The 21,633-nt window shown below is 69.5% G+C and carries 15 protein-coding genes; 6 read left to right on the top strand and 9 right to left on the bottom strand.

What is annotated here, in order from left to right:
* Positions 1-105 precede the first annotated feature (105 nt).
* Entirely contained in the window at positions 106-978 is an 873-nt protein-coding gene (locus tag E1202_RS09225; protein ID WP_132682189.1) for an LLM class flavin-dependent oxidoreductase, read from the bottom strand.
* Between the two features lie 119 nt (positions 979-1,097).
* On the opposite strand from E1202_RS09225, the gene E1202_RS09220 reads away from it, so the two are divergent.
* A complete protein-coding gene (locus E1202_RS09220) occupies positions 1,098-1,910 on the top strand; it encodes an HAD family hydrolase (RefSeq protein ID WP_132682188.1) in 813 nt (270 codons plus the stop codon).
* A gap of 102 nt (positions 1,911-2,012) precedes the next feature.
* On the opposite strand, the gene E1202_RS09215 is transcribed toward E1202_RS09220, so the two are convergent.
* Together E1202_RS09215 and E1202_RS09210 are read right to left on the bottom strand one after the other, a co-directional pair.
* Positions 2,013-3,071 carry a peptidoglycan recognition protein family protein gene (locus tag E1202_RS09215; RefSeq protein WP_165943796.1) on the bottom strand — a complete coding sequence of 353 codons (1,059 nt, stop codon included), beginning with the start codon at positions 3,069-3,071 and terminating at the stop codon, positions 2,013-2,015.
* A 134-nt stretch (positions 3,072-3,205) separates the two neighbouring features.
* Positions 3,206-4,447, bottom strand: coding sequence for a glycosyltransferase 87 family protein (locus E1202_RS09210; protein WP_132682185.1), 1,242 nt, complete (start codon positions 4,445-4,447; stop codon positions 3,206-3,208).
* A gap of 310 nt (positions 4,448-4,757) precedes the next feature.
* Here E1202_RS09210 and glf point away from each other — a divergent pair, with 310 nt between their 5' ends.
* From glf to E1202_RS09185, 5 genes are all read left to right on the top strand, one after another.
* Positions 4,758-5,948 (top strand): UDP-galactopyranose mutase, encoded by a 1,191-nt coding sequence (gene glf / locus E1202_RS09205; protein WP_132682183.1) that lies wholly within the window; start codon positions 4,758-4,760, stop codon positions 5,946-5,948.
* A 1-nt stretch (position 5,949) separates the two neighbouring features.
* On the top strand, positions 5,950-7,905 hold the full coding sequence (locus E1202_RS09200; protein WP_132682182.1) for a glycosyltransferase: 1,956 nt from the start codon (positions 5,950-5,952) through the stop codon (positions 7,903-7,905).
* 22 nt (positions 7,906-7,927) lie between these two features.
* Complete coding sequence (locus E1202_RS09195) at positions 7,928-8,500, top strand: phosphatase PAP2 family protein (protein WP_207918520.1); 573 nt, start codon at positions 7,928-7,930, stop codon at positions 8,498-8,500.
* Positions 8,501-8,609: 109 nt separating this feature from the next.
* Positions 8,610-9,593 (top strand): decaprenyl-phosphate phosphoribosyltransferase, encoded by a 984-nt coding sequence (locus E1202_RS09190; RefSeq protein ID WP_165943800.1) that lies wholly within the window; start codon positions 8,610-8,612, stop codon positions 9,591-9,593.
* Positions 9,594-9,736: 143 nt separating this feature from the next.
* Positions 9,737-11,311, top strand: coding sequence for an alkaline phosphatase D family protein (locus E1202_RS09185; protein ID WP_132682179.1), 1,575 nt, complete (start codon positions 9,737-9,739; stop codon positions 11,309-11,311).
* Positions 11,312-11,420: 109 nt separating this feature from the next.
* Here the strand turns inward: E1202_RS09185 and E1202_RS09180 are convergent, their stop codons facing one another.
* The 6 genes from E1202_RS09180 to E1202_RS09155 form a co-directional block, all read right to left on the bottom strand.
* Complete coding sequence (locus E1202_RS09180) at positions 11,421-12,683, bottom strand: NAD(P)/FAD-dependent oxidoreductase (RefSeq protein ID WP_132682177.1); 1,263 nt, start codon at positions 12,681-12,683, stop codon at positions 11,421-11,423.
* Positions 12,680-13,078, bottom strand: a complete 399-nt coding sequence (locus E1202_RS09175) for a GtrA family protein (RefSeq protein ID WP_132682176.1) — start codon at positions 13,076-13,078, stop codon at positions 12,680-12,682. Before E1202_RS09175 ends, E1202_RS09180 begins: the two co-directional genes overlap by 4 nt.
* Entirely contained in the window at positions 13,065-14,075 is a 1,011-nt protein-coding gene (locus E1202_RS09170; RefSeq protein WP_132682175.1) for a glycosyltransferase family 2 protein, read from the bottom strand. The genes E1202_RS09175 and E1202_RS09170 overlap by 14 nt, the downstream gene beginning before the upstream one ends.
* Positions 14,076-14,077: 2 nt before the next feature.
* Positions 14,078-17,098, bottom strand: a complete 3,021-nt coding sequence (locus E1202_RS09165) for an arabinosyltransferase domain-containing protein (RefSeq protein ID WP_235877922.1) — start codon at positions 17,096-17,098, stop codon at positions 14,078-14,080.
* Between the two features lie 99 nt (positions 17,099-17,197).
* Positions 17,198-20,371, bottom strand: a complete 3,174-nt coding sequence (locus E1202_RS09160; protein ID WP_235877919.1) for an arabinosyltransferase domain-containing protein — start codon at positions 20,369-20,371, stop codon at positions 17,198-17,200.
* Positions 20,372-20,496: 125 nt separating this feature from the next.
* Positions 20,497-21,321 (bottom strand): class I SAM-dependent methyltransferase, encoded by an 825-nt coding sequence (locus tag E1202_RS09155; protein ID WP_132682172.1) that lies wholly within the window; start codon positions 21,319-21,321, stop codon positions 20,497-20,499.
* Positions 21,322-21,633: the final 312 nt, after the last annotated feature.

The raw sequence follows: 21,633 nt of genomic DNA, 5'->3' as shown, positions 1-21,633 counted from the left end.
TCGTTGTGCTCGGCGGTGCGGGTGGCGGAACCTGAGGTGCGGCGGTGCGAGCTGAGTCCCGGAGCGCGCGGCTGCCGTCGCGCGCTCCAACGAGGTGGGGCCCACCTACAGCTCGGGGAGGACCTCGGTGGCGATCTCCTCGACCGTGGACTCCTTGCCGGCGTACGGGCTGTCGGCTCGGGGCCAGTGGGTGATGACGTCGGTGAAGCCGAGTTCGTCGGCGCGGCCGACCACGTCGCGGAAGTGCTCCACACTGGACAGCGAGAACTCCGGTGCGGCGTCGACCTGCAGGTACCGGTGCACCTTCGCCGGGTCGCGTCCCTGCTGGTGGCAGATGTCGGTGAAGCGCAGCGACAGCTCCGCGACCGCGCGCCACCAGCTCTCCAGGTCGTCCCCGCCTCGGCCCGTGGTCACCCAGCCCTGGCCGTACTGCGCGGCCAGCTGCATCGAGCGGGTGCCGTTGGCGGCCACCACGAACGGGATGCGCGGCAGCTGCACGCAGCCGGGCGCGCGGCGTGCCTGCACCGCCGAGTAGTAGGTGCCGTCGTAGTCGGTGACGTCGAAGCGCAGCACGTGGTCGAGGAGTTCCATGAACTCCGCGAAGCGGTCGGAGCGCTCCGGCGGCGTGAGCTCGGGCCGGCCGAGCACGTTCGCGTCGAACCCGGTTCCGCCCGCGCCGACGCCGAGGGTGATGCGGCCGTCGGCGATGTCGTCCAGGGCGGTCAGCTCGCGGGCGAAGTGCACGGGATGCCGGAAGTTCGGGGAGGCGACCAGCGTGCCGAGCCGGATCGTCGAGGTGACGGTGGCGGCGGCGGTCAGCGTGGGCACGGCGTCGTACCAGGCCTTGTCCACCAGGGAACGCCAGCCGAGGTGGTCGTAGGTCCAGGCGTGGGCGAAGCCGTACTCCTCGGCCATCCGCCACAGCGGCTCGGCAGCCCACCAACGGTGTTCGGGCAAGATCACGATCCCAACGCGCACGGGTAGACGGTACTGGTCCGGCACAACGCCGTTCGACCCGATCAGGTGACGAACGTCCCTTCGTCCTCTTACCAGCCACGACGCCCACGAGCGGTGGTGCAGCGGGCACGATGGGGCGCGTGCGTGAACCTGGCCTGGTGGCATCAGACGTGGACGGAACCCTGCTCGACCCGATGGAGGGGGTGTCCGCCCGGACAGCGGCCACGGTCGGCCGGGTAGCCGCATCGGGAACGCCGTTCGTGCTGGTCACCGGGCGTCCGCCGAGGTGGATGCCGCGCGTGGTCGCCGCTCTCGGGGTGTCCGGCATCGCGGTGTGCGCCAACGGCGCGGTTACCTACGACACCGCCGCCGACCGGGTGCTGCACAGCCACGACATCGATCCGGTGACGTTGCACGACGTGGTCCGGGAGCTGCGGCGCGAGCTGACCGGCTGCGCGTTCGCGGTCGAGCGCGCGACCCGCAGCGCCCACGACGACCTGCGCGAGCAGTTCCTCGCCGAGGCCGAGTTCCACCGCAGCTGGACCAACACCGACATCCGCGTCGCGCCCACCGACGAGGTGACCGGCAAGCCCGCGATGAAGCTGCTGCTGATGAACGCGGGGATGAACAGCGCCGAGCTGTCGGCGGCGGCCACCGAGATCATCGGCGACCGGCTCCAGTCCACCTACTCGACGGAATCGGGCCTGATCGAGTTCTCCGCGCCGGGCGTGGACAAGGCGGCGGGACTGGCGGTCGTGGCGGCGGAGCTCGGCATCGCGCGCTCGGACGTGATCGCCTTCGGCGACATGCCCAACGACGTCCCGATGCTCACCTGGGCCGGTCACGGCGTGGCCATGCGCAACGCCCACCCGGACGCCCTGGCGGCGTCCGACGAGGTCACCACGACCAACGCGGAGGACGGCGTCGCCCAGGTCCTCGAACGCTGGTGGTGAGCACTCCAGCGGCGCCTCCCCGACCTGGGCAGACGCCGCTCAGAAGCGAGTGGTCCCCGATTTCAGTGGAAGTCGGGGACCGGATCTCAATGGAGGTCAGGTTCAGGGGTGGGTGGAGCGCTGGGCGTTCGCGGCCTGGGACCGGATGGCTCCGAGCTGGTCGTAACCGCGCTTGCCCGGGCAGGCGGTGTAGGCGGCGTCGCGGTGGCCGAAGATCGTGGGCAGCGTGACCTCCGTGCCCGCCGGGTACTTCGAGCCCTTGGGCGCTTCGGAGACCAGGCGCGTGGTGCCGTCGGCCGGAACGCCCTTGGTCTTGAGCTTCCAGGCGGCCACGTCCGCCACCGAGCGCACGGTCTGCGACGAGGGCGTCACGCCGTCGTAGTTGCCCATCATCGAGATGCCGAAGGTGTGGTCGTTGAACCCGCGCACGTGACCGCCGACCACCTCACCCGCGAAACCGCCCGTGCGGCCCTCGAAGACGGTGCCGCACTTGTCGACCAGCGCGTGGTAACCGATGTCTCCCCAGCCCAGCTCGACCGCGTGGTACTGGTAGATGCCGCGCACGATCTTGGCGGACTCGTCGCAGGTGTAGTCGTTGGTGCCCGCGGTGTGGTGCACGACGGCGGCCTTGGTGGTGGTCCGCTCGACCGGCCAGGTCATCTTCGACTCGTCGGCGCCCCACTGCGCGCGGGTGACCACCGGCGGAGCGCCCGCGACGGGCGTGCTGATCTCGGGCGGGGCGACCTGCTGGCCGGGGTCGATGCCGATGAACTGCAGCTGGTCGGTGATGTCCTGACCGCGCTTGTCCGCGCGGACCTGCACGTCGTTGCTGCGGCCGGTCCACATCGGCTCGCTGCCGCGCTCCTCGGCTTCCAGCGGGGTCCACGCGCCCCAGCCCTCGGAGGTGCGGGTGCGCACCTCGATGCGGTCCGGTGCCGGTCCTCGCCAGGTGAGTCCGACCAGCTCGAAGGCCTTCTCGCTGTGCACCTCGCGGACCGCGGCCCGGGTGGTGGCCACCTCGCGCAAGGGGATCCGGACGGTCTGCACTTCGGGCGGTTCGGGGGCCGGACCCGCGGTGCCGGCGGGCGCGGAGATCGGAAGGACGGCCATGGTCAGCAGGGCGGTGGCCGCGAGCCTCGGACGTGCGGACCGAAAACGCATGGGCGATACCTCGCTTCGACTGGAGGGCGGGTGTCCTTTGTCGACACCCGCTTCCTGGCGAAGAACGAGTATGGGTCCGAAACCGATCATTCGCCTTCCGGAACTCCGTTATGCCCGAATCCGCGGGCCGGGATTCAGCGCCCCGGAATGAGAGATCCGTTCGGGAATTCCGGGGAATTCACCGGGCGCCGCCCGAATCGCACATAAGCCACCGCCGCGCACACCAGGAATCCGATCCCGATCAACGTGTAGGCGTTGCCGACGATCTGCTGCGAGAAAGTCCAGTCGAGTTCGCGATCAGCGGTGTTGGGCAGGTACCACTGCGGCCCGGCCAGAACCGTGATCGCCGAGATCACCACCGCGATGGTCATCCCGTGCCAGCGGTTGCGCAGCGACATCATGAACACCAGCGCCAGCGCGGGACCCGCCCACACCCAGTGGTGCGACCAGGAGATCGGCGAGACCAGCAGGACCCACACCGCGTTGAGCACCAGGGCCAGCGGCACGTCGCGCACGCTCAGCGCGTAGCGGATGCCCATCACCACCAGCGCGAGCAGCAGCAGCGAGCCGGTGATCCACAGCGAGTTGAGCGCGAACCCGGTCAGCTCCTGCTTGGCCAGCAGGCTGCGCAGCGTGAGGTTGCCCGCGTAGACGGTGCCGAAGGAGTCGCCGGTGGACAGCATCTTGTCCAGCCACCAGTCCGCCGAGTCGTGCGGCGCGGCCAGCAGCCCCAGGAACACGGTGGAGGCGAAGGTGACGCCGGTGATCGACATGGCCCGGTAGTCCCTGCGCAGCAGGAAGAACAGCAGGAAGCCCAGCGGGGTCAGCTTGATCGCGGCGGCGATGCCGACCAGCATCCCGCGCGGCCAGCGGGTGCGCGGCAGCAGGCAGTCGGCGGCGACCAGGCCCATGAGCACCAGGTTGATCTGCCCGTAGTTGAGGGTTTCGCGGGCCGGCTCGATCAGCGTCAGCCACGGCAGCAGCAGCGCGGTGGCCACGGCGACCCGGCCGGCGTGGGGCGCGAGGTACCGCGAGGAGCGGGCCAGCGAGTAGGCGGTCAGCAGGATCGCCAGGTGCGAGCACAGCGCCACGGTCACGACGGCGGCCGTCTCGGACATCCAGGTCAGCGGGATGAACAACAGCGCGGCGAACGGCGGGTAGATGAACGGCAACGTCGCGGAGTCCGGCGATTCGGGGGTCAGATCGTCGCCGTAGACCTGGTAACCGTTGAGCCACGCGCGCGCACCAAGCCGGTAAATCTCGGTGTCCATGTAGCCGCGGGTGTCGATCCAGTGCACGAACCAGACCGCCAGCACCTCGAGCACGATCGCCGCGATCAGCAAGTGACGCCCGTCACGGGCGCGGGTCGACCCCACAGCTCACCACCCAGTGTTGCGCGCCCGTCCCGGAGTCTCGGACCTGCGTGAAAGGGTTTCACCGGCGCGTCGATACGGCGCGATGGTAGTCCCCGCACGACTCGCCGGGCGGGTCGCCTAACGGGTATTAACAGCCACGAATAGTCGCCGCCGGTGTCGCCGCGGTCACCCCAGTCGGGTGATGAAATGCCTGGACAACGAGGAATGGGCGGTCTTCGGGAGCGATATCGACACTCTTCGTGGTCATATGTAGGCAATAACGTCAACGCGGTTTCGGGGTGGCGTCGCGCTACAGCTACCCTCGACGACTGTGAGCTTCGCAGGCTATGACCTGATCGTTGTTGGTTCCGGATTCTTCGGCCTCACGATCGCAGAGCGCGCCGCCACCCAGCTGGACAAGCGGGTGCTGGTGCTGGACCGACGTGACCACATCGGGGGCAACGCCTACTCGGAGGCGGAGCCTGAAACCGGTATCGAGGTGCATCGCTACGGTGCGCACCTTTTCCACACCTCGAACAAACGCGTGTGGGATTACGTAAACCAGTTCACCGAATTCACCAACTATCAGCACCGGGTGTTCACCAAGCACCAGGGGCAGATTTACTCGTTCCCGATGAACTTGGGCCTGCTGTCCCAGTTCTTCGGTCGTGCGTTCACCCCGGACGAGGCGAAGGCGCTGGTCGCCGAGCAGGCCGCCGAGATCGACACCGCGGACGCGCAGAACCTGGAAGAGAAGGCGATCTCCCTGATCGGCCGCCCGCTGTACGAGGCGTTCGTGCGCGGTTACACGGCCAAGCAGTGGCAGACCGACCCCAAGGAACTGCCCGCGGCGATCATCAGCCGGCTGCCGGTTCGCTACAACCTCAACAACCGCTACTTCAACGACGACTTCGAGGGGCTGCCCGTCGAGGGCTACACCGCGTGGTTGGAGAAGATGGCGGAGAACCCGAACATCGACGTCCGGCTGGCGACGGACTTCTTCGACGTTCGCGGTGAGCTGCCCACCGACGTCCCGGTCGTCTACACCGGTCCGCTGGACCAGTACTTCGACTACGCCGAGGGCGAGCTGGGCTGGCGCACCCTGGACTTCGAGACCGAGGTCGTCAACACCGGCGACTTCCAGGGCACGTCGGTGATGAACTACGCCGACGAGGAAGTTCCCTACACCCGGATCCACGAGTTCCGGCACTTCCACCCCGAGCGGGACTACTACCCGTCGGACAAGACGGTGGTCGTGCGCGAGTACTCGCGGTCCGCGGAGAGCGGGGACGAGCCCTACTACCCGATCAACACCCCGGAGGACCGGCGCAAGCTGGAGGCCTACCGCGAACTGGCCAAGAAGGAGGCCAAGGAGCGCAAGGTCATCTTCGGTGGTCGACTGGGCACCTACAAGTACCTGGACATGCACATGGCCATCGGCTCGGCGCTGAGCATGTTCGACAACAAGATCGCTCCATACTTCACCGAGGGCCGTTCGCTGGACGGCTCGCTGGAGGACTGACGTGACCGACCGGACCCCCCGAGAGCCCAACGCCGCTGGGGAGAGCAAGCTCAGCGACGTCACTTCGGTGCGCGCCGGGACCTCGGACGTGGCGCCTGAGCAGGTGCTGCAGCGGATCGTGTTCCCGCGCGGCGAGGACCCGCTGGACGTGCGTCCGCTCTACATCGACGAGCCCGAGGCGCTGGCCAGCACGGCCACGGTGGTCTCCCGGCGCAACCTGCGCGTGCCCGCGCACAGCAAGATCTCGCTCGCGTCCTACTTCAACGCCTTCCCGGCCAGCTACTGGAAGCGTTGGACCAAGATCGAAGAGATCGTGCTGCGGCTGCAGGTCAAGGGGTCCGGTCGGCTCGACGTCTACCGCTCGAAGTCCAACGGCGACAGCGTTCACCTGCAGGGCTCCAAGGTCTCCAGCGAGGACTGGACGTCGCTGGAGTTCAAGGTGTCGCTGCAGCCGTTCGAGGACGGCGGCTGGATCTGGTTCGACCTGTTCACCAACGACGTCGCGCTGGAGATCACCGACGCCGCGTGGACCACCGACCAGCCCATGCCCAAGCAGCAGGTCGTGGTCGGCACCACCACCATCCGGCCCTCGGAGTGCATCGAGGCGCTCAAGACCCTCGGGGAAGACCCGCAGGTCATGGCCGTGGTGGAGCGGGTCATCGTGGCCGACCAAGGCCCGCAGAAGATCCACGAGGTCGAGGGCTTCGACGAGGCCGCCAAGGCCATCGGCGACAAGCTGCACGTCATCGAGCAGGACAACCTCGGTGGGTCCGGCGGTTTCGGTCGGGTCATGTACGAGGGCATCCACAACTCCGACGCCGCCCAGGTGATGGTCATCGACGATGACATCGCCCTGGAGCCGGACGGTGTGCTGCGGGCCAACGCCTTCGCCCGCGCCGCCACCCACCCGGTCATCGTCGGTGGTCAGATGCTCAACCTGCAGGCCCGCTCGCGGCTGCACACCATGGGCGAGGTCGTCGACCTCGGCCAGGGCATCTGGCGCGCGGCGCCGGGCGCGGTCACCGACCACGACTTCGCCAAGAAGCCGCTGCGCAAGACCAAGAAGCTGCACCAGCGCGTCCACTCCACCTACAACGGCTGGTGGATGTGCCTGTTCCCGCGCGAGATCATCGAGCGCACCGGGTTGCCGCTGCCGCTGTTCATCAAGCACGACGACTCGGAGTACTCGCTGCGCGCGGGCGGCCACGGCTACCCGACGGTGACGCTGCCGGGTGCGGCGATCTGGCACATGCCGTGGACCGACAAGAACGACGCCACGGACTGGACCGCCTACTTCCACACCCGCAACCGGCTGATCCTGGCCGCGCTGCACAGCCCGGAAGAGGTCAAGAACAACATCGTCAAGCAGGGCCTCAAGCTCACGCTGCGGCACCTGCTGTCGATGGAGTACTCCACGGTCGCGGTCCAGCAGAAGGCCATCGAGGACTTCCTGAAGGGCCCGTCGGGCCTGTTCGACAGCCTGCGCACGGCGCTGCCCGAGGTCCGCGAGCTGCGCAAGGACTACGACGACGCCAAGACGCTCCCGTCGGCGCGGGAGTTCCCGCCGCCGACCGCGGACCCGATCATGGCCGAGGGCCTGCTCAACCCGCCGGTGAACCCGGCGGTGATCGCGGCACGCGCGTCCAAGGCGCTGCTGCACAACCTCAAGGAGCCCGCGCACGACGCGTCGGACCGGCCGCAGCTCAACGTTCCGGCCGCCGCCGCTCGCTGGTTCCTGCTGGGCAACCTCGACAGCGCCACGGTGTCCAACGCCGACGGCAGCGGGGTGGCGTTCCGCCGCCGCGACCCGGAGACGTTCCGCCGGCTGGGCCTGGAGGCGTTGGCCAACTACAAGAGGCTCGGCCAGGAGTGGGCGCGGCTGCGCGAGGAGTACCGCGCCGCGCTGCCGGAGCTGACCAGCGCTGAGTCCTGGAAGCAAGTCTTTGATCCCCAATGACGCCGACTTTCCCGGAGACGAAGTGGCAGAGCTGACTACGCTGATCGCCCCCGAGGACGTGACCGACCTCAAGCACGACGAGGAGGTCACGGCCGAGACCATCGCGCTGCGCAAGGTGCAGGGCGCGCTGGCCAAGCCCGCGGTCGTCAAGACGGCGCACGCGATGTCGCTGTTCGGTGAGCACGCCGCAGGTTGGCTGGCCATCGGCGCCGTCGGTGCGCTGGTCGACCGCAAGCGCCGCGGTGAGTGGGTCACCGCCGCGGCAGGGGTCGCCGCCGCGCACGCGGCGTCGATCGCGGTCAAGCGGGTGGTCCGCCGCCCGCGTCCGAAAGACCCCGAGATCCAGGTGCTGGTCGGTACGCCGAGCCAGTTGAGCTTCCCGTCCTCGCACGCGACGTCCACGACGGCCGCCGCGGTGCTCTACGGCGGGTTGACCGGCAAGAAGCTGACCCCGGCGATCGTGCCGCCCATGATGGTCAGCCGACTTGTCCTGGGGGTTCATTACCCGAGCGATGTGGTCGCCGGTTCGGTGCTCGGCGGTGCCGTTGCACTGGTCACCCGGCGGTTCATGAGACGGCGGAGGAACCGTGCCTGACAACAAGCAAGCTTCGACTGACACGGCCGAGGCGGCCGAGGCGGTCGACACCGCCGAGGCTTCCAACGCTTCGAAGAAGGCCGAGGTCGAGGCCGATGCGGAAGGCACCATCGGCGCCGAGTTCGGCGACGAGGTGCTGGAGCCGGAGGCGAAGAAGACCGATGACGAGAAGAACAAGTCGTCGGACGCCTACCACGCGAAGGTGACCGCCAAGGCGGGCACGCCGGCCGGTCTGGCGACCGGTCTGATCAAGGAGCTTCGCCCGAAGCAGTGGGTGAAGAACGTCCTGGTGCTGGCCGTGCCGTTCGCGGCGGGCGAGATCCTGGACCCGGCCATCCTGCTCGACGCGGTGATCGCGTTCGTGGTGTTCTCGATGGCCGCTTCGGGCATCTACTTCGTCAACGACGCGATCGACGTCGAGGCGGACCGGCAGCACCCGACCAAGCGCAACCGCCCGATCGCGGCCGGCCTGATCCCGGTGCCGATCGCCTACGTGGTGTGCGTGCTGCTGCTGGGGGGCTCGCTGCTGATCTCGGGTCTGACGAGCATGCAGCTGCTGGCCGTGATGGCGCTCTACATCGCGGTGCAGCTGGGCTACTGCTTCGGCCTCAAGCACCAGCCGGTGATCGACCTGTGCATCGTGGCCTCCGGGTTCCTGCTGCGCGCCATCGCCGGTGGTGCGGCGGCGAACCTGGTGATCACCCAGTGGTTCTACCTGATCGTGGCGTTCGGCTCGCTGTTCATGGTGGCGGGCAAGCGCTACGCCGAGGTGAAGCTGGCCGCCGAGACCGGCGCGAAGATCCGCAAGTCGCTGAAGGCGTACTCGCCGTCGTACCTGCGGTTCGTGTGGGCGATCGCGGCCGCGATCACGATCATGACCTACTCGCTGTGGGCCTACGACATCCGCGAGTTCGAGATGTCGCGCTGGGGCCTGATCTCCATCGTGCCGATGGTGATCGCGATCCTGCGGTACGCGGTGGACATCGACAAGGGTGTCGCCGGTGAGCCGGAGGAAGTGGTCCTCAAGGACAAGGTCCTGATGGTGCTCGGCGCGATCCTCGCCGGCTGCCTGTTCCTGGCGTTCTACCTGTAAGCAGCGCCTTCGTCGAAGCCCCCGGTCCGAGTGGCCGGGGGCTTCGACGTTTTGCACGGTTGTGTTCATCGTCGATCACCGACGCGTTCACTCTGTCGGGTGAGAGTGGTCGGAGTTCCCGAACCGATGGAGGACCGACGCACATGGACAAGTCCGATTCGTTGCTCTCGCGGCGCAGCGTGCTGATCAGCGGTGCCGCCGGTGCCGCGGCGCTGACCGTCGCCGGTGCGCCGTCCGCGCTGTCGCTGCCGGGCGCCGGTGCTGCCCGGCGCGGTGAGGTGTTCAGCCTCGGCGTGGCCTCGGGCGACCCGCTGCCGGACGGTTTCGTGCTGTGGACGCGGCTGGCGGCCGACCCGCTGGCCGAGGACGGCATGGGTGGCATGCCGAACAAGACCATCCCGGTGCAGTGGGAGGTCGCCGAGGACGAGAACTTCACGCGCGTGGTGCGCCGCGGCGAGGCTCCGGCCGCCCCCGAGATGGGCCACAGCGTGCACGTCGAGCTGGAGGGCTTGCGGCCGGGTCGCGACTACTTCTACCGGTTCCGCGCGGAGGGCTCGGTCTCGCCCGCGGGGCGCACCCGCACGGCGCCGCTGCCGGGCACGATGGGCGAGCTGTCGATGGCCTTCGCATCCTGCTCGCAGTACGAGCACGGCTACTTCACCGCCTACCGCCACCTCGGCGACGAGCGGCCGGACCTGGTCCTGCACCTGGGCGACTACCAGTACGAGTACCAGGCGAACGACTACGTGATCCCGGGCGGCAACGTCCGCGATCACGCGGGGCCGGAGACCGAGACGCTGGCCAACTACCGGCAGCGGCACGCCCAGTACAAGACCGACGCCGACCTGCAGCACGCGCACGCCGCGGCCCCGTGGGTCGTGGTCTGGGACGACCACGAGCTGGACAACAACTGGGCCGACGAGGTCTACGAGCACCCCGAGGAGCCGCAGCCGAACTTCCTGGAGCGCCGCAAGGCCGCCTTCAAGGCCTACTACGAGAACATGCCGCTGCGCCGCGCCCAGGTCCCGCAGGGCATCGACCTGCGGCTGTTCCGGCGGGTCGAGTGGGGTTCGCTGGCGACGTTCCACATGCTCGACACCCGCCAGTACCGCGACGACCAGGTCGGCAACGACGAGTTCCCGACCCAGGACCCGGCCCGGCTGGACCCCAGGCGCAGCCTCACCGGCGCCGAGCAGGAGCGCTGGCTGCTGCAGGGCCTGCGTTCCTCGCGGGCGCGCTGGGACGTGCTGGGCCAGCAGGTCATGTTCGCCGAGATCGACTACCTCAACGGTGACGACAAGGCCTACAACCCGGACGCCTGGGACGGCTACGTCGGCTCCCGCCAGCGGGTCATCGAGGGCTGGAAGCAGGCCGGCACCCGCAACCCGGTGGTGCTGACCGGCGACGTCCACACCCACTGGGCGAACGAGATCCACGACGGCGAGAACGTCGTGGCCACCGAGTTCACGGCCACCTCGATCACCAGCGGTGGCGACGGCTCGGCCGAGCTCACCGACAAGGAGAAGGCGTACCTGGCGGAGAACCCGCACGTGCGCCTCTACAACAACCAGCGCGGCTACATCTCCACCAAGATCACCGAGACGGAGATGAAGGCGACCTACAAGGTGCTGCCCTACGTCTCCAAGCCCGGAGCCCCGGTGCAGGACCTCGCCACCCTCACGATCCAAGACGGCACCCCTGGCCTGAACCCAGCGTGACCAGCCGTTCTCGAACTTCGCGCGGAATTCGAGCCCCGAAGGTCGGGTTCGAATTCCGCGCGAAGTTCGAATTCCTTCACCCGGCCGAGTGGTCGGGTGACGTCCGCTCTCAGCGCAGGCCCAGGCTCTCGGTGATCTCGTGCGCCATGCCGATGGCGTAGGACTGGCCTCGGTCCTGGGGGTAGATCTGGGACATCGTGGCCAGCGTGACGCCGGGCATGTGGGTCTTGTGCGGCGGGATGAGGGAGCGGTAGGTCGGGGTGACGATGGGCTGGGCGAACCCGGCCTTGGAGAAGTGCCACTCCTTGATCCAGGACTCGTCGAACTCCGGGTTGAGCCGCTTGAGCCACGGGATGTAGTGCTGCAGCAGCTCGGCCGGGTCGGTGGTGAAGCGCCAGTCGTCGCGCGGCACGTAGTTGCCCACGTAGACGACGTGGTTCCCGCCGTACTCCTGCCTGTCGACCATGTTGGTGTGCTCCACGACGGCCAGGAACGGGAACTCCGGGTCGTTGATGTTGAGCCAGTAGTACGGGATGACGCTGCGGTCGAGCTCGAGGATGAAGCAGGTCGCGCCCAGGTACTGGTTCCGCCACAGCACGTCGTCGGACTCGATGTCGGCGGCCTTGGCGAACGCGGGCTGCGGGACCGTGACGATGAGGTGGTCGAACTCGTAGCTGCTGCCGTCCGCGGTCCTCACCTGCACCGCCTCCGACGGCTGGGTGATGGACGAGACCGGCTTGCTGAACTCGATCTTCCCGCCGCGTTCGGTCACCGCGTCGGTCAGCGCGCGGTAGACCTGGTCGAAACCGCCGTGGACGTACCCGAGTTCGAACGTGCGGCAGTGGATCCGCGCCCACAGCCACGCCATCGAGATCTCCTCGGCGCGATCGCCGAACTTGCCCTTCAGCAGCGGTTCCCAGATGGTCGAGGTGACCTTCGCGCCCGCCCAGCGGCGCATCCAGTCCAGCGCGCGGACCCCGTTGAACCGGGAGCCGTTGCGGATCAGCTTCAGCGCGGCCGAGGACGCGCCGAACCGGAACCGGTCCAGCATCGAGAACTCGGAGAACTTCAGCATCTCCACCGGTGTGCCGAAGTCGTGCAGCTCGCCGTTGAAGTACACGCCGGTGGTCGGCTTGTGGAACCGCAGCCGGTCGCTGAGCCCGAGGTCCTCGATGAGCTCGATCATCGCCTCGTCGCTGCGGAAGCTGTGGTGGTAGAAGCGCTCCAGCGGGGTGCCGCCGACCTCGATGGACGCCGCGAGCCCGCCCAGTTCGGCGGAGGCTTCCAGCACCGTCACCTCGTGCCCGGCGCGCACCGCGTCGAAGGCCGCGGTCAGCCCGGTCGCACCGGCGCCGACGATCCCCACTCTCATCCGAAACTCCACCTCTTGTTGATCGTGTACTGGAACAGCAGGACCACCGGAAGGCTGGCCAGCTTGACCAGGTTCGCGTCGATCCCGAGCCACGTCGAGAACACCGCCAGCAGCAGGAACGTCAGCACGATCCCGGCGATGCCCACCGCGTAGAAGCGCAGGAACCGCACCAGGATCCGGTCGGTCTTGCGGAAGTTGAACAGCGAGTTGAGCACGAAGTTGTTGGTGATCCCCGCCGTCGTGCTCAGGGCGTTGGCCACCTGGTGGTGCATCCCGAAGTAGTTGAACAGCACCAGGAACAGCAGGTAGTCCAGCAGCACCCCGCTGCCGCCGATCACCGCGTAGAGCAGCAGTTCCCGGCTGATCAGCCGGGGACGCGGCTCAAGCTTGGTCATGCCGGATCACATCCCGGACGACGTAGAGGGGGCGTTGTTGCACTTCGCTGTAGATGCGGCCGATGTAGCTGCCGATGACCCCCAGCGACAGCATCTGCAGCCCGCCCAGGAACAGCATCACGACCATCAACATCGTCCACCCCGAGACGGTGACTTCGGGGAAGAAGAGCCGCAGCGTTACCGAGTAGATGATGCCCAGCAGCGCCAGGGCCAGCGTCGCGAACCCCATCCGGGTGATCAGCTTGAGCGGCGCGGTGGAGAACCCGGTGACGCCGTCGGCGGCCAGCCGCAGCATCTTGCGCATCGGGTACTTGGTCTCGCCCGCGACCCGCTCGTCCCGGTCGAAGAGCAGTTCCTGCTGGTTGAACCCCATCGAGGCGACCATGCCCCGGATGAACCGGCTGCGTTCCCGGAACGTCCGCAGCTCCTCGGCGGCTCGCCGGTTGAGCAGCCGGAAATCGCCGGTGTCGACCGGGATGTCGACGTCGGAGCAGCTGCGCAGCAGTCGGTAGTAGGTGTGCGCGGTGGCGCGCTTGAACGGGGTGTCGCGCCGAGTCCGCCGCCGCGCCTGCACGACCTCGGCACCCGCCAGCCACGCGTCGATCATCTGCAGGCTCACCCGCGGCGGGTCCTGCAGGTCGGTGTCCATCACGATCACCGCCTCTCCGGCGGCGTAGTCCAGGCCGGCGGTGATGGCGATCTGGTGGCCGAAGTTGCGCGCGAAGTCGACGACCCGCACGCGGGAATCGTTCTTCGAGATGTCCTGCAGGATGCGCAGCGAACCGTCGGCGGAACCGTCGTTGACGTAGATGAACTCGTAGTCGAACTCGGGCCGCGTGGCGACCGCGTCGGTGAGCTCGGTGTGGAAGTGCTTGATCCCCTCGGCCTCGTTGTAGACCGGCAGCACGTACGAGATCAGTTGCGGTGATTCGGCCTCGGAGGTTCGTGCCTGCTGCGGAACCGGGATTCCGACCTCGTGGCGGATCGTGTCGGACATGGTCACTCCCCTCGCCAACCCCACCGTGGAGCTTCAACGCGTTGGACGTCGAATCGGTTGCCCGGGTAGGGGTATTGCACCTCGATGAGGTGGCCCCACTCGGAATATTCGGGTGTTTTCTCGTAACCGTTGAGCCTTGTCGGGATCTCTTCTTGAACACCGACGTCCCGAACTCCGGCGAACGTCCCGCCGATTCCGCGTTCGAACGCGGCGGAGCCGCCGAATCCCATCGAGTTCGGCGGGGTGATCAGGTACGCGGGGGCTTGGACGAGGCCGCTGCCGACCTCCGGCAGGTCCCGCAGGCACGGCACGTTCCAGGTCATCGACCAGTCCACGTACGTCGGGGCCTTGTCCTGCATGTACTCCGTCAGCGGGATGACCTGCCGGACTCGAGGCCCGCTGACCGCGACCCATCCGGCGGGGTCGGTGGTGCCGTCGCTCGCGGTGATGCGGACCCGGTCGGCGCCGGGCGGGATCTGCGCGGGGGACAGGTGCATGTCCCGCCAGCCGGGGTGGTCCTGCGGTTCGTCCTCGATGACGCGGTCGCTCGGGTAGGCCTCGCGCTCGTCGGAGTCCATCCAGGTGTCGTCGAGCACGACCTCGCGCGTCCCGCCGGGTCCGGAGAACTCCAGCGCGACCCGGTTGCCGTCGCCGCTGCGCCCGGCCACCCCGAAGGCGAGCTCCTGGTCGGGGGCCAGCGCGGGCAGCGGGAACCAGCCGGTGGTCAGCGTGCCGGTGTTGATCTGCCCACCGGTCAGGCTGCCCCACAGCGGGACGTCGGAGGGCGGGGTGAACCCCGGTGCGAAACCGGAGCCTTCGGTGAACCCCGCCATCTCGGCACCGTCGCCGCCGCGCAGCGCCACGAGGTCCGGGGTGACGACGATCTTGTCGGCGATGCCGCAGCTGCCCCCGCGCGCGGCGGCGATGCTCTGCGCGCCGATCGAGTAGGCGTCGCCCTGCCTGATCGGCGCCGCCGCGAAGGAGCCGAGCACGATCGTCACCGTCACCCCCATCGCCGTGACGCACACCAGCGCGGGTGTGCGGATCAACGCCCGCCGCACCCGGTCGTCACCTCGCCTGAACAGCGCGGACGCGGCCATCAGCAGACCGGCGACGAGCAACCAGACCAGCGGGTTGTTCAGCGGCCGGACCGGCCCTTCACCCCAGGGCACCCCGTACTGCGAGTGCAGGAACCAGTTGTTCTTGCCGGAGAAGACGAGCGCGGCCGCGCCACCGGCGAGCACGGTTCCCACCAGACCGGCGACGAGCACCACCCGGTCCCGGCTCGCGGTGACCGCGGCGACGCCGACCAGCACGACGCCCGCGGTCACAGTAGCGGCTCCGACGCCGGCGAGCGCGCCGAAGTAGTGCGTCCACTTCGAAGGGGTGAGCGTCATCAAACCCATGCTGAGCAGCAACGACGCCACCGGGACGTGCGCCATCCGCAGGCCTTCGGCACGGTGCCGCAGCAGCACCACGACGCTCAACGCCGCGACGACGAGGGTGAGCAGGACGGCGGCGCGGCGAGCGACGTCGCCCTGGAGGTCGAAGCCGAGCAGGTACTGCCAGCGCATGACCTCCTGGAACCACGACACGTTCGGCCCGTAGAAGCTGTGCAGCTCGGTGGCCTTCGCGGCGCCGAACAGCGACTGGTCGGCGAACATCGCCACCACGCCGACCGAGGCGATCCCGGCCAGCAGCGCGACCAACGCGACTCCGGCCATCCGCCACAGGCGCGGCGCGAGCACCAGGAACGGGGTGATCGCGGTGATGCCCATCGGGTTGACCGCGATCGACAGCCCGGCCGCCAGCGCCGCCACGCCCAGCCACACCCGCCGCTCGGTGCGAGCGGCCTGCAGCACCGCCGCCAGCACGACGGTCAGCCCCAGCGCCTCGAACGCCTCCGGTCGCACGCCCATCCCGAACGGCAGCCACCAGGACAGGAAGGCCAGCGCGGCCAGGACGCGGACCAGCGGCCGGTGGTGCCGGCCGGGGATGGCCGCGCCGAGCACGCCCCGGCTGAGCACCAGCCACGTGAGCACGGCGGCGAGGATGCTGGGTATGCGCATGGCCAGCGGGTTCTGGTTCCACTCGGCGACGTGCGTCAGCAGCTGCTGGACCAGCGTGAACGGTGATTCGGAGGCGTTCTCCCAGCGGTAGTAGTTGCCGATGTCGCCGGTGCGCACCCCGTTCTGCACGGTCACCGAGGCGAACGAGTCGTCCGGGCTGTACGGGCCCAGCAGCCACCAGCCCGCTAGCACGGCCAGCAGTCCCAGGTCGACCACGTAACCGGACAGCCGGTGCGCCAGCCGTGGGATCGGGCGTTCGACGGCTCTGCGGCGTCGGCGGTCCAGCGCCGCCAGGACCGCGAAACCGGCCGCCACCAGCAGCAGCTGGACGGTGATGAGCAGCAGCTTGCCCTGGGTGGGGGACGTCTCGAACCAGTTGGCGGTGACCACCTGGACCTCGGTGCCGGCCACCTCGGCGGGGGAGAGCTGGGTGGTGAACGCGACGATGTCGCGGATGCCCGCGGGCACCGAGGCGGTCCGGTCGCCGATGCGGGCGGTGGCCCCGGTCGGGCCGCCGTCGATGGCGACGTCGCAGGCTTCCCCGATCGGCGCGCGCAACGCCTCCCTGCCTGCGACCAGGGCGATCACGTGGTCCTGGGCGGTGGTGACGGCGAAGCCCTCGGTGGGCTGGCCGGGCGGGCGGGAGGACACCAGCGTCGTCGGCTCGGCGCGGTCCTGACCTGCGCGCACGACCTCGCACGGGACCCGCACGTGCACCTCGTCCGGGTGGTAGGGCACGACGAAGGCGAGCGTGCTCTCCGCCGGCTGCCCGGCCATCGGCCAGGTGACCGTGACCCGGTCGCCGACGACCGGCGCGAACGGGACGGCGATCGCCGCCAGCAGCGCCAGGACGCCGATCACCAGGCCGAGGGCGTGGGCGAGACGGCGGCGCGGCGTGGGCGCGGCGGGCATCGGAGGAGAGGCGTCCGCGGTGCGCTCGATCCCGTCCAGCAACGTTCCCCCAGTTCAGCGATGTTCAGCGGGTCAGCCGCAAATCGGTCCCGGGAAAATCAGTTTCGGGCATCCGGCGGCGACTCGCACAAACGATCAGGTTTACTCGAAGGGGTAGGCCCCGTCGCCGTCGGCGCCGCGGACGCGTTCTCGCTGGCGAGTCGTGGTGTAGAAATCGCGTTCGCGTTCGTAGCGGACCACGAGCAGGTGACCCCAGTCGTAGCCCGGCGTCCCGCGCAACCGGGTGGGCAGCTCCATGCGTTGGGAGAGCATCGGCATCCCGGCGAACACGCCGCCGAGGTTCGGGTCGTAGGCCATCGAGCCCTCGCCCTCCGGGGGCGTGATCAGCATCCGGGGGCTCTCGGCGACACCGCGGCCGACCTTCGGGTAGTCGGTCCGGCAGGGGAACACGAAGCTCATCGGCCAGTCGATCAGCAGCGGTCCCTGAGCGTCCAGGGCCTGCCGCAGCCCGACGACGTCGCGCACCACGGGGCCGCTGATGCTCAACCAGCCCTGCCGGTCGGTGCTGCGGTCGGTGGCCAGCACCCGGACCCGGTCCGCGCCCGCCGGGATGTCACCGGGTTCGACGGTCATCGAGCGCCAGGCGGTGAAGTCCCGCCAGTCGTCGTCGCGGCCGTGGCGCGGGTCCTCGAACGGCAGGTCCACCGGTGGCGGGTCGTGGAGCACCTCGCGTCCCAGCGGGCGGTCCCCGGCGGCGAACTCCAAGGTCAGCGAGTTGCCCTGCTCGGGGCGGCCGGACACCCACATCGACAGGACCTGCTGGTCGTTCACCTGCGGCAGGCCGAACCACGGGGTGATCAGCGTGCCGGTGTTCTGCGGGCCGCCGTCCTGGCTGGTCCAGGCGAAGTCGCTGGCCTGACGCGCGGTGGGTTCGTCGGCGCGCGGGTCGTCGGGATCGGCGGGCTCGGGGAGCCGCAGCGGCTCGCCGGGGTTCTCCAGGCGCAGGTCCGGCTCCTGCGGCGGAGCTCCGCCCGCGGTGAAGCCGTCCAGCTCGCCGGTGTCGTCGGGGTCGAGCGGGGCGAGGGGCTCGGCGATGGGCAGCGCCTGCACCTCGTCCTCCAGGCCGCAGCTGGACGCCTCGTGGCTGAGCCGGTTCATCCGGGCCACCGAGAAGCGGTCGCCCATCGTCTCCGGCACCGACAGGAACGAACCCAGCAGCACCAGCGCCATCGCCAGCGCCGACCCGGTGAGCACCGATGCGGGAGCGACCGTCCACATCAGACCGCCGAGCGCGCGGGAGCGCAGCCGCATCCGGACCAGCAACCCGACCAGCGTCAGCAGGCCGGTGACGAGTCCGACGAGCATCCAGAGCACCGGGCTGTCCAGCGGCAGGTTCGGCCGGACCGGGGTGTCCGACCACGGCATCGCCAGGTTCGACTGCCACGGCCAGGCGTTCGGTCCCGAGAACGCCAGGCCCGCCGCCACCGAGGCCGCCAGCGTGCCGAAAACGCCCAGCAGCCGCGCTTCCCGCTGCCCGTCGGCCAGCGCCCCGACCCGCACCAGCAGCACGACGGTCACCGCCATCAGCGCCGGACCGACACCGATCAGCGCGCCGAAGTGGTGCGTCCACTTCGACGGCGTCAGCCACAGCGCGGCCAGCACCGCGGCCACCGAACCCAGCAGCACCGGCAGGTCGGACACGGCCGTGGTGCGGTGCAGCCGTCGCATCGCGCAAGCCGCGGCGATCAGCACGGCCGTGATCACCAGGAACACGACCAGCCGCTTGCCCGCGACGCCCCACATGCTGGTGCCGAGCAGCTTCGCGTAGCGGTCGATCTCCTGGTACCAGCCCAGGCTCGGCCCGAACTCGTCGTGCACCTCGGTCGCGTGGAGCACCCCGTTCCAGGACGAGTCGGCGAACATCGCCACCAGACCGATCGATCCCAGGCTCGCCAGCAGCACGACGCGGACCGGAACCAGCGCCCAGCGCGGCAGCGCCCCGGGACGCATCAGCAGCGACCGGATGCGCGGCGCGAACACCAGCACCATCAGCACCGCGCTGACCCCGGTCGGGGTGATCGACACCGTCAACCCGCACACGAGCGCGGCCACGCCCAGCCAGCCGAACGGGGCGCTGCTGCGCGAGGCGCGCAGCAAGGCGGCGACCAGGATCGAGGTGCACAGCGCCAGGAACGGTTCCGGGCGGATTCCCAGGCCGTAGGGCAGCCAGCAGGCGAGGAAGAACACCGCTGTCACCAGGTGCGGTGCGAACCTCCTGCGGCCCCGGCAGATCGGGGCGACGATGCCGCGGCTGACCACCAGCCAGGTCAGCAGACCGGCTGCGGCGCTGGGCATCCGCAGCCAGAACGGCTCCAGGCCGTCGGCCGACCACCAGCGCATGAAGTGCTGCACCAGCGTGAACGGCGCCTCGGAAGCGTTGAACCAGCGGTAGTAGTTGCCGACGTCGCCGGTCTCGGCGTAGTTGCGGACGGTCATCATCGCGAAGCCGTCGTCGTCGGTGAGCGGTCCGACGAACAGCCACACCCAGATCACCGCGGCGACCCCGGTGTCCACCGGCCACAGCAGCGGGTTCGGGCGGATACCGCGCAGCGCCGGTGGGGCGTGGGCGAACAGCAGCAGCAGGGAGCACAGCCCGAGCAGCAGCGCCGCCTCGATCAGGCTCCGCTTGGTCTCGGTGGGGGAGGTGTCGGCCCACGAGTAGGTGCGCGCGGTGACCGAAAGTCCGTGCAGCTGGTCGGGTTCCAGCGAGGTAGCGAAGGTGAACACCTCGGGGGCGGGAAGCCCGGCAAGCGTGATCGGAGCACGTCCGGCGGGTTCGACGACCGATCCCGCGCCGTCACCGCGCACCGCCAGACCGCAGGTCCCGGCGGGCAGTTCCACCTCGCGGTCGCCCAGCAGCAACCGGGTTCGTCCGTCCTGGGTGGACAGCACGAGACCTTCGCGGTCGCTGCCCGGCGGCAAGGTGCTGAGGATCGTCGTCGGCCCCTCGTCCGCCAGCGCGGCGCGCATCGTCGCGCAGGGCACCGTCGCGTCTAACTCGGCGGGCCGGTAGGGCGTGAGGAACGCCGTCGTCGTGGGGTTCTCGTCGGTCGCCGCGGGCCAGTGCACCTCGGTGCGGTCGAGCAGCACCGGCGCCAGCGGAAGCGCGATCGCGCAGCATAACCCCGCGATGCCCAGGCACAGCGCGATCACGTGCGCCAGCCACTTGCCCAGGTGCGAACGCCGGGGGACGTCGTCGACGACCCGCGGTTCGGCGGGCGCTGCGAGCGCTGCCGTGCTCGTCAGGTACTTCACCCTTCTCGTTCTCCCGGGTGGTCGGGCCGATGCCGGCGAGGGAAACGCGGTGAGTCTCATGCAGTTTCACGACAGCCACCGCTCTCCGGGTTGCCCGACACGCCGAAGGAACCGCCGAAGAGACGTCAGTGGGACCTGCGTGCGACCGCCATGAGATGCGGGCTGGCCCCCAGCAGCTCGGGCACCGACTCGACCCGGTGGATCGCCTTCAGCGTCGCGTCCCGGTACTCCGGTTCGCTCAGCCGGCGGCTGTCGGCTGCCCACGCCGCCACGCTCTCCACCGCCACCAGCTCGATCGCCCGGAAACCCGCGTCGGCGACCTCGTCGCGCAGGTCGGCGGGCCGGTGGAAGTAGGTGAGGGTGAACCACTGCGGGAACTCGTCGGGCCTGGTGTTGCGGTGCAGGCCGTCGCGCAGCGCGCCCTGGACGAGCTCCTGGAAGTCCGGGTTGACGATGTCGCCCATCGCCACGCCGTCGAAGGTCGACGCGTAGCGCGACACCGCCGCCGCGAACAGCACGCCGCCCGGCTTGAGCACCCGGTGCGCTTCGCGCAGCGCGCGCAGCCGGTCGGAGCGTTCCAGCAGGTGGTAGAGGGGGCCGAGCAGCAGCACCGCGTCGGCGGTGCCGTCGTCGAAGGGGAGGTCCCGCGCGTCGCCGACGGTGCAGCCGGCCAGCGGTGCGGCGGGCTGGGCGGCGGAGGCCTCGGCGGCGGCCGTCACGTGCGGAGCCCAGGCGTCGACCAGGTGCACCTCGTAGCCGTCGCGGGCCAGCGGCAGGGCGTAGGCGCCTTCGGCGCCGCCGATGTCGTAGACGATGCCCGGTGCCGGCGGCAGGTGTCGACCCAGCAGTTCGGCGGTGCGCAGCGCCTCCAGATACCCCCAGGTGCTGAGGCGATCCCGCTCCGGTCCGAGTCGGTAGTACTCGGCGATGGCCGTCTCGAAGTCGTCCACGAATGATCAGGCTACTGGGGGCGTCCAGCCGCTCACACGCAGTCCTGAGAAGTTCTTCCTTGATAGTCCGAACGGGCGAAAATGTCTCCGCGCCTTCGATTTCGCGCGCGCGGGAGAAACCCCGGAACCGCGCCGGGCGTCCGAGGGAAGTCCGCTCGCGGACGTTCCGTGGGTCCCCCGGGTAATGAGGGCAGGCGGAGGACCCACGGACGCGGATGCCTGGTGAACCCCACTTCTCCGGGCATCCGCGCTTCCCGATGCGCGCCGCGCGTCTGGAAGCTCGGCGGGCGTCGCGACGCCCGCACAGGTACA

Origin of the sequence: Saccharopolyspora karakumensis, assembly GCF_004349225.1 — a bacterium.
In the GTDB taxonomy this organism is placed as follows: domain Bacteria; phylum Actinomycetota; class Actinomycetes; order Mycobacteriales; family Pseudonocardiaceae; genus Saccharopolyspora; species Saccharopolyspora endophytica.
This window is presented reverse-complemented; position numbering and strand designations above follow the sequence as displayed.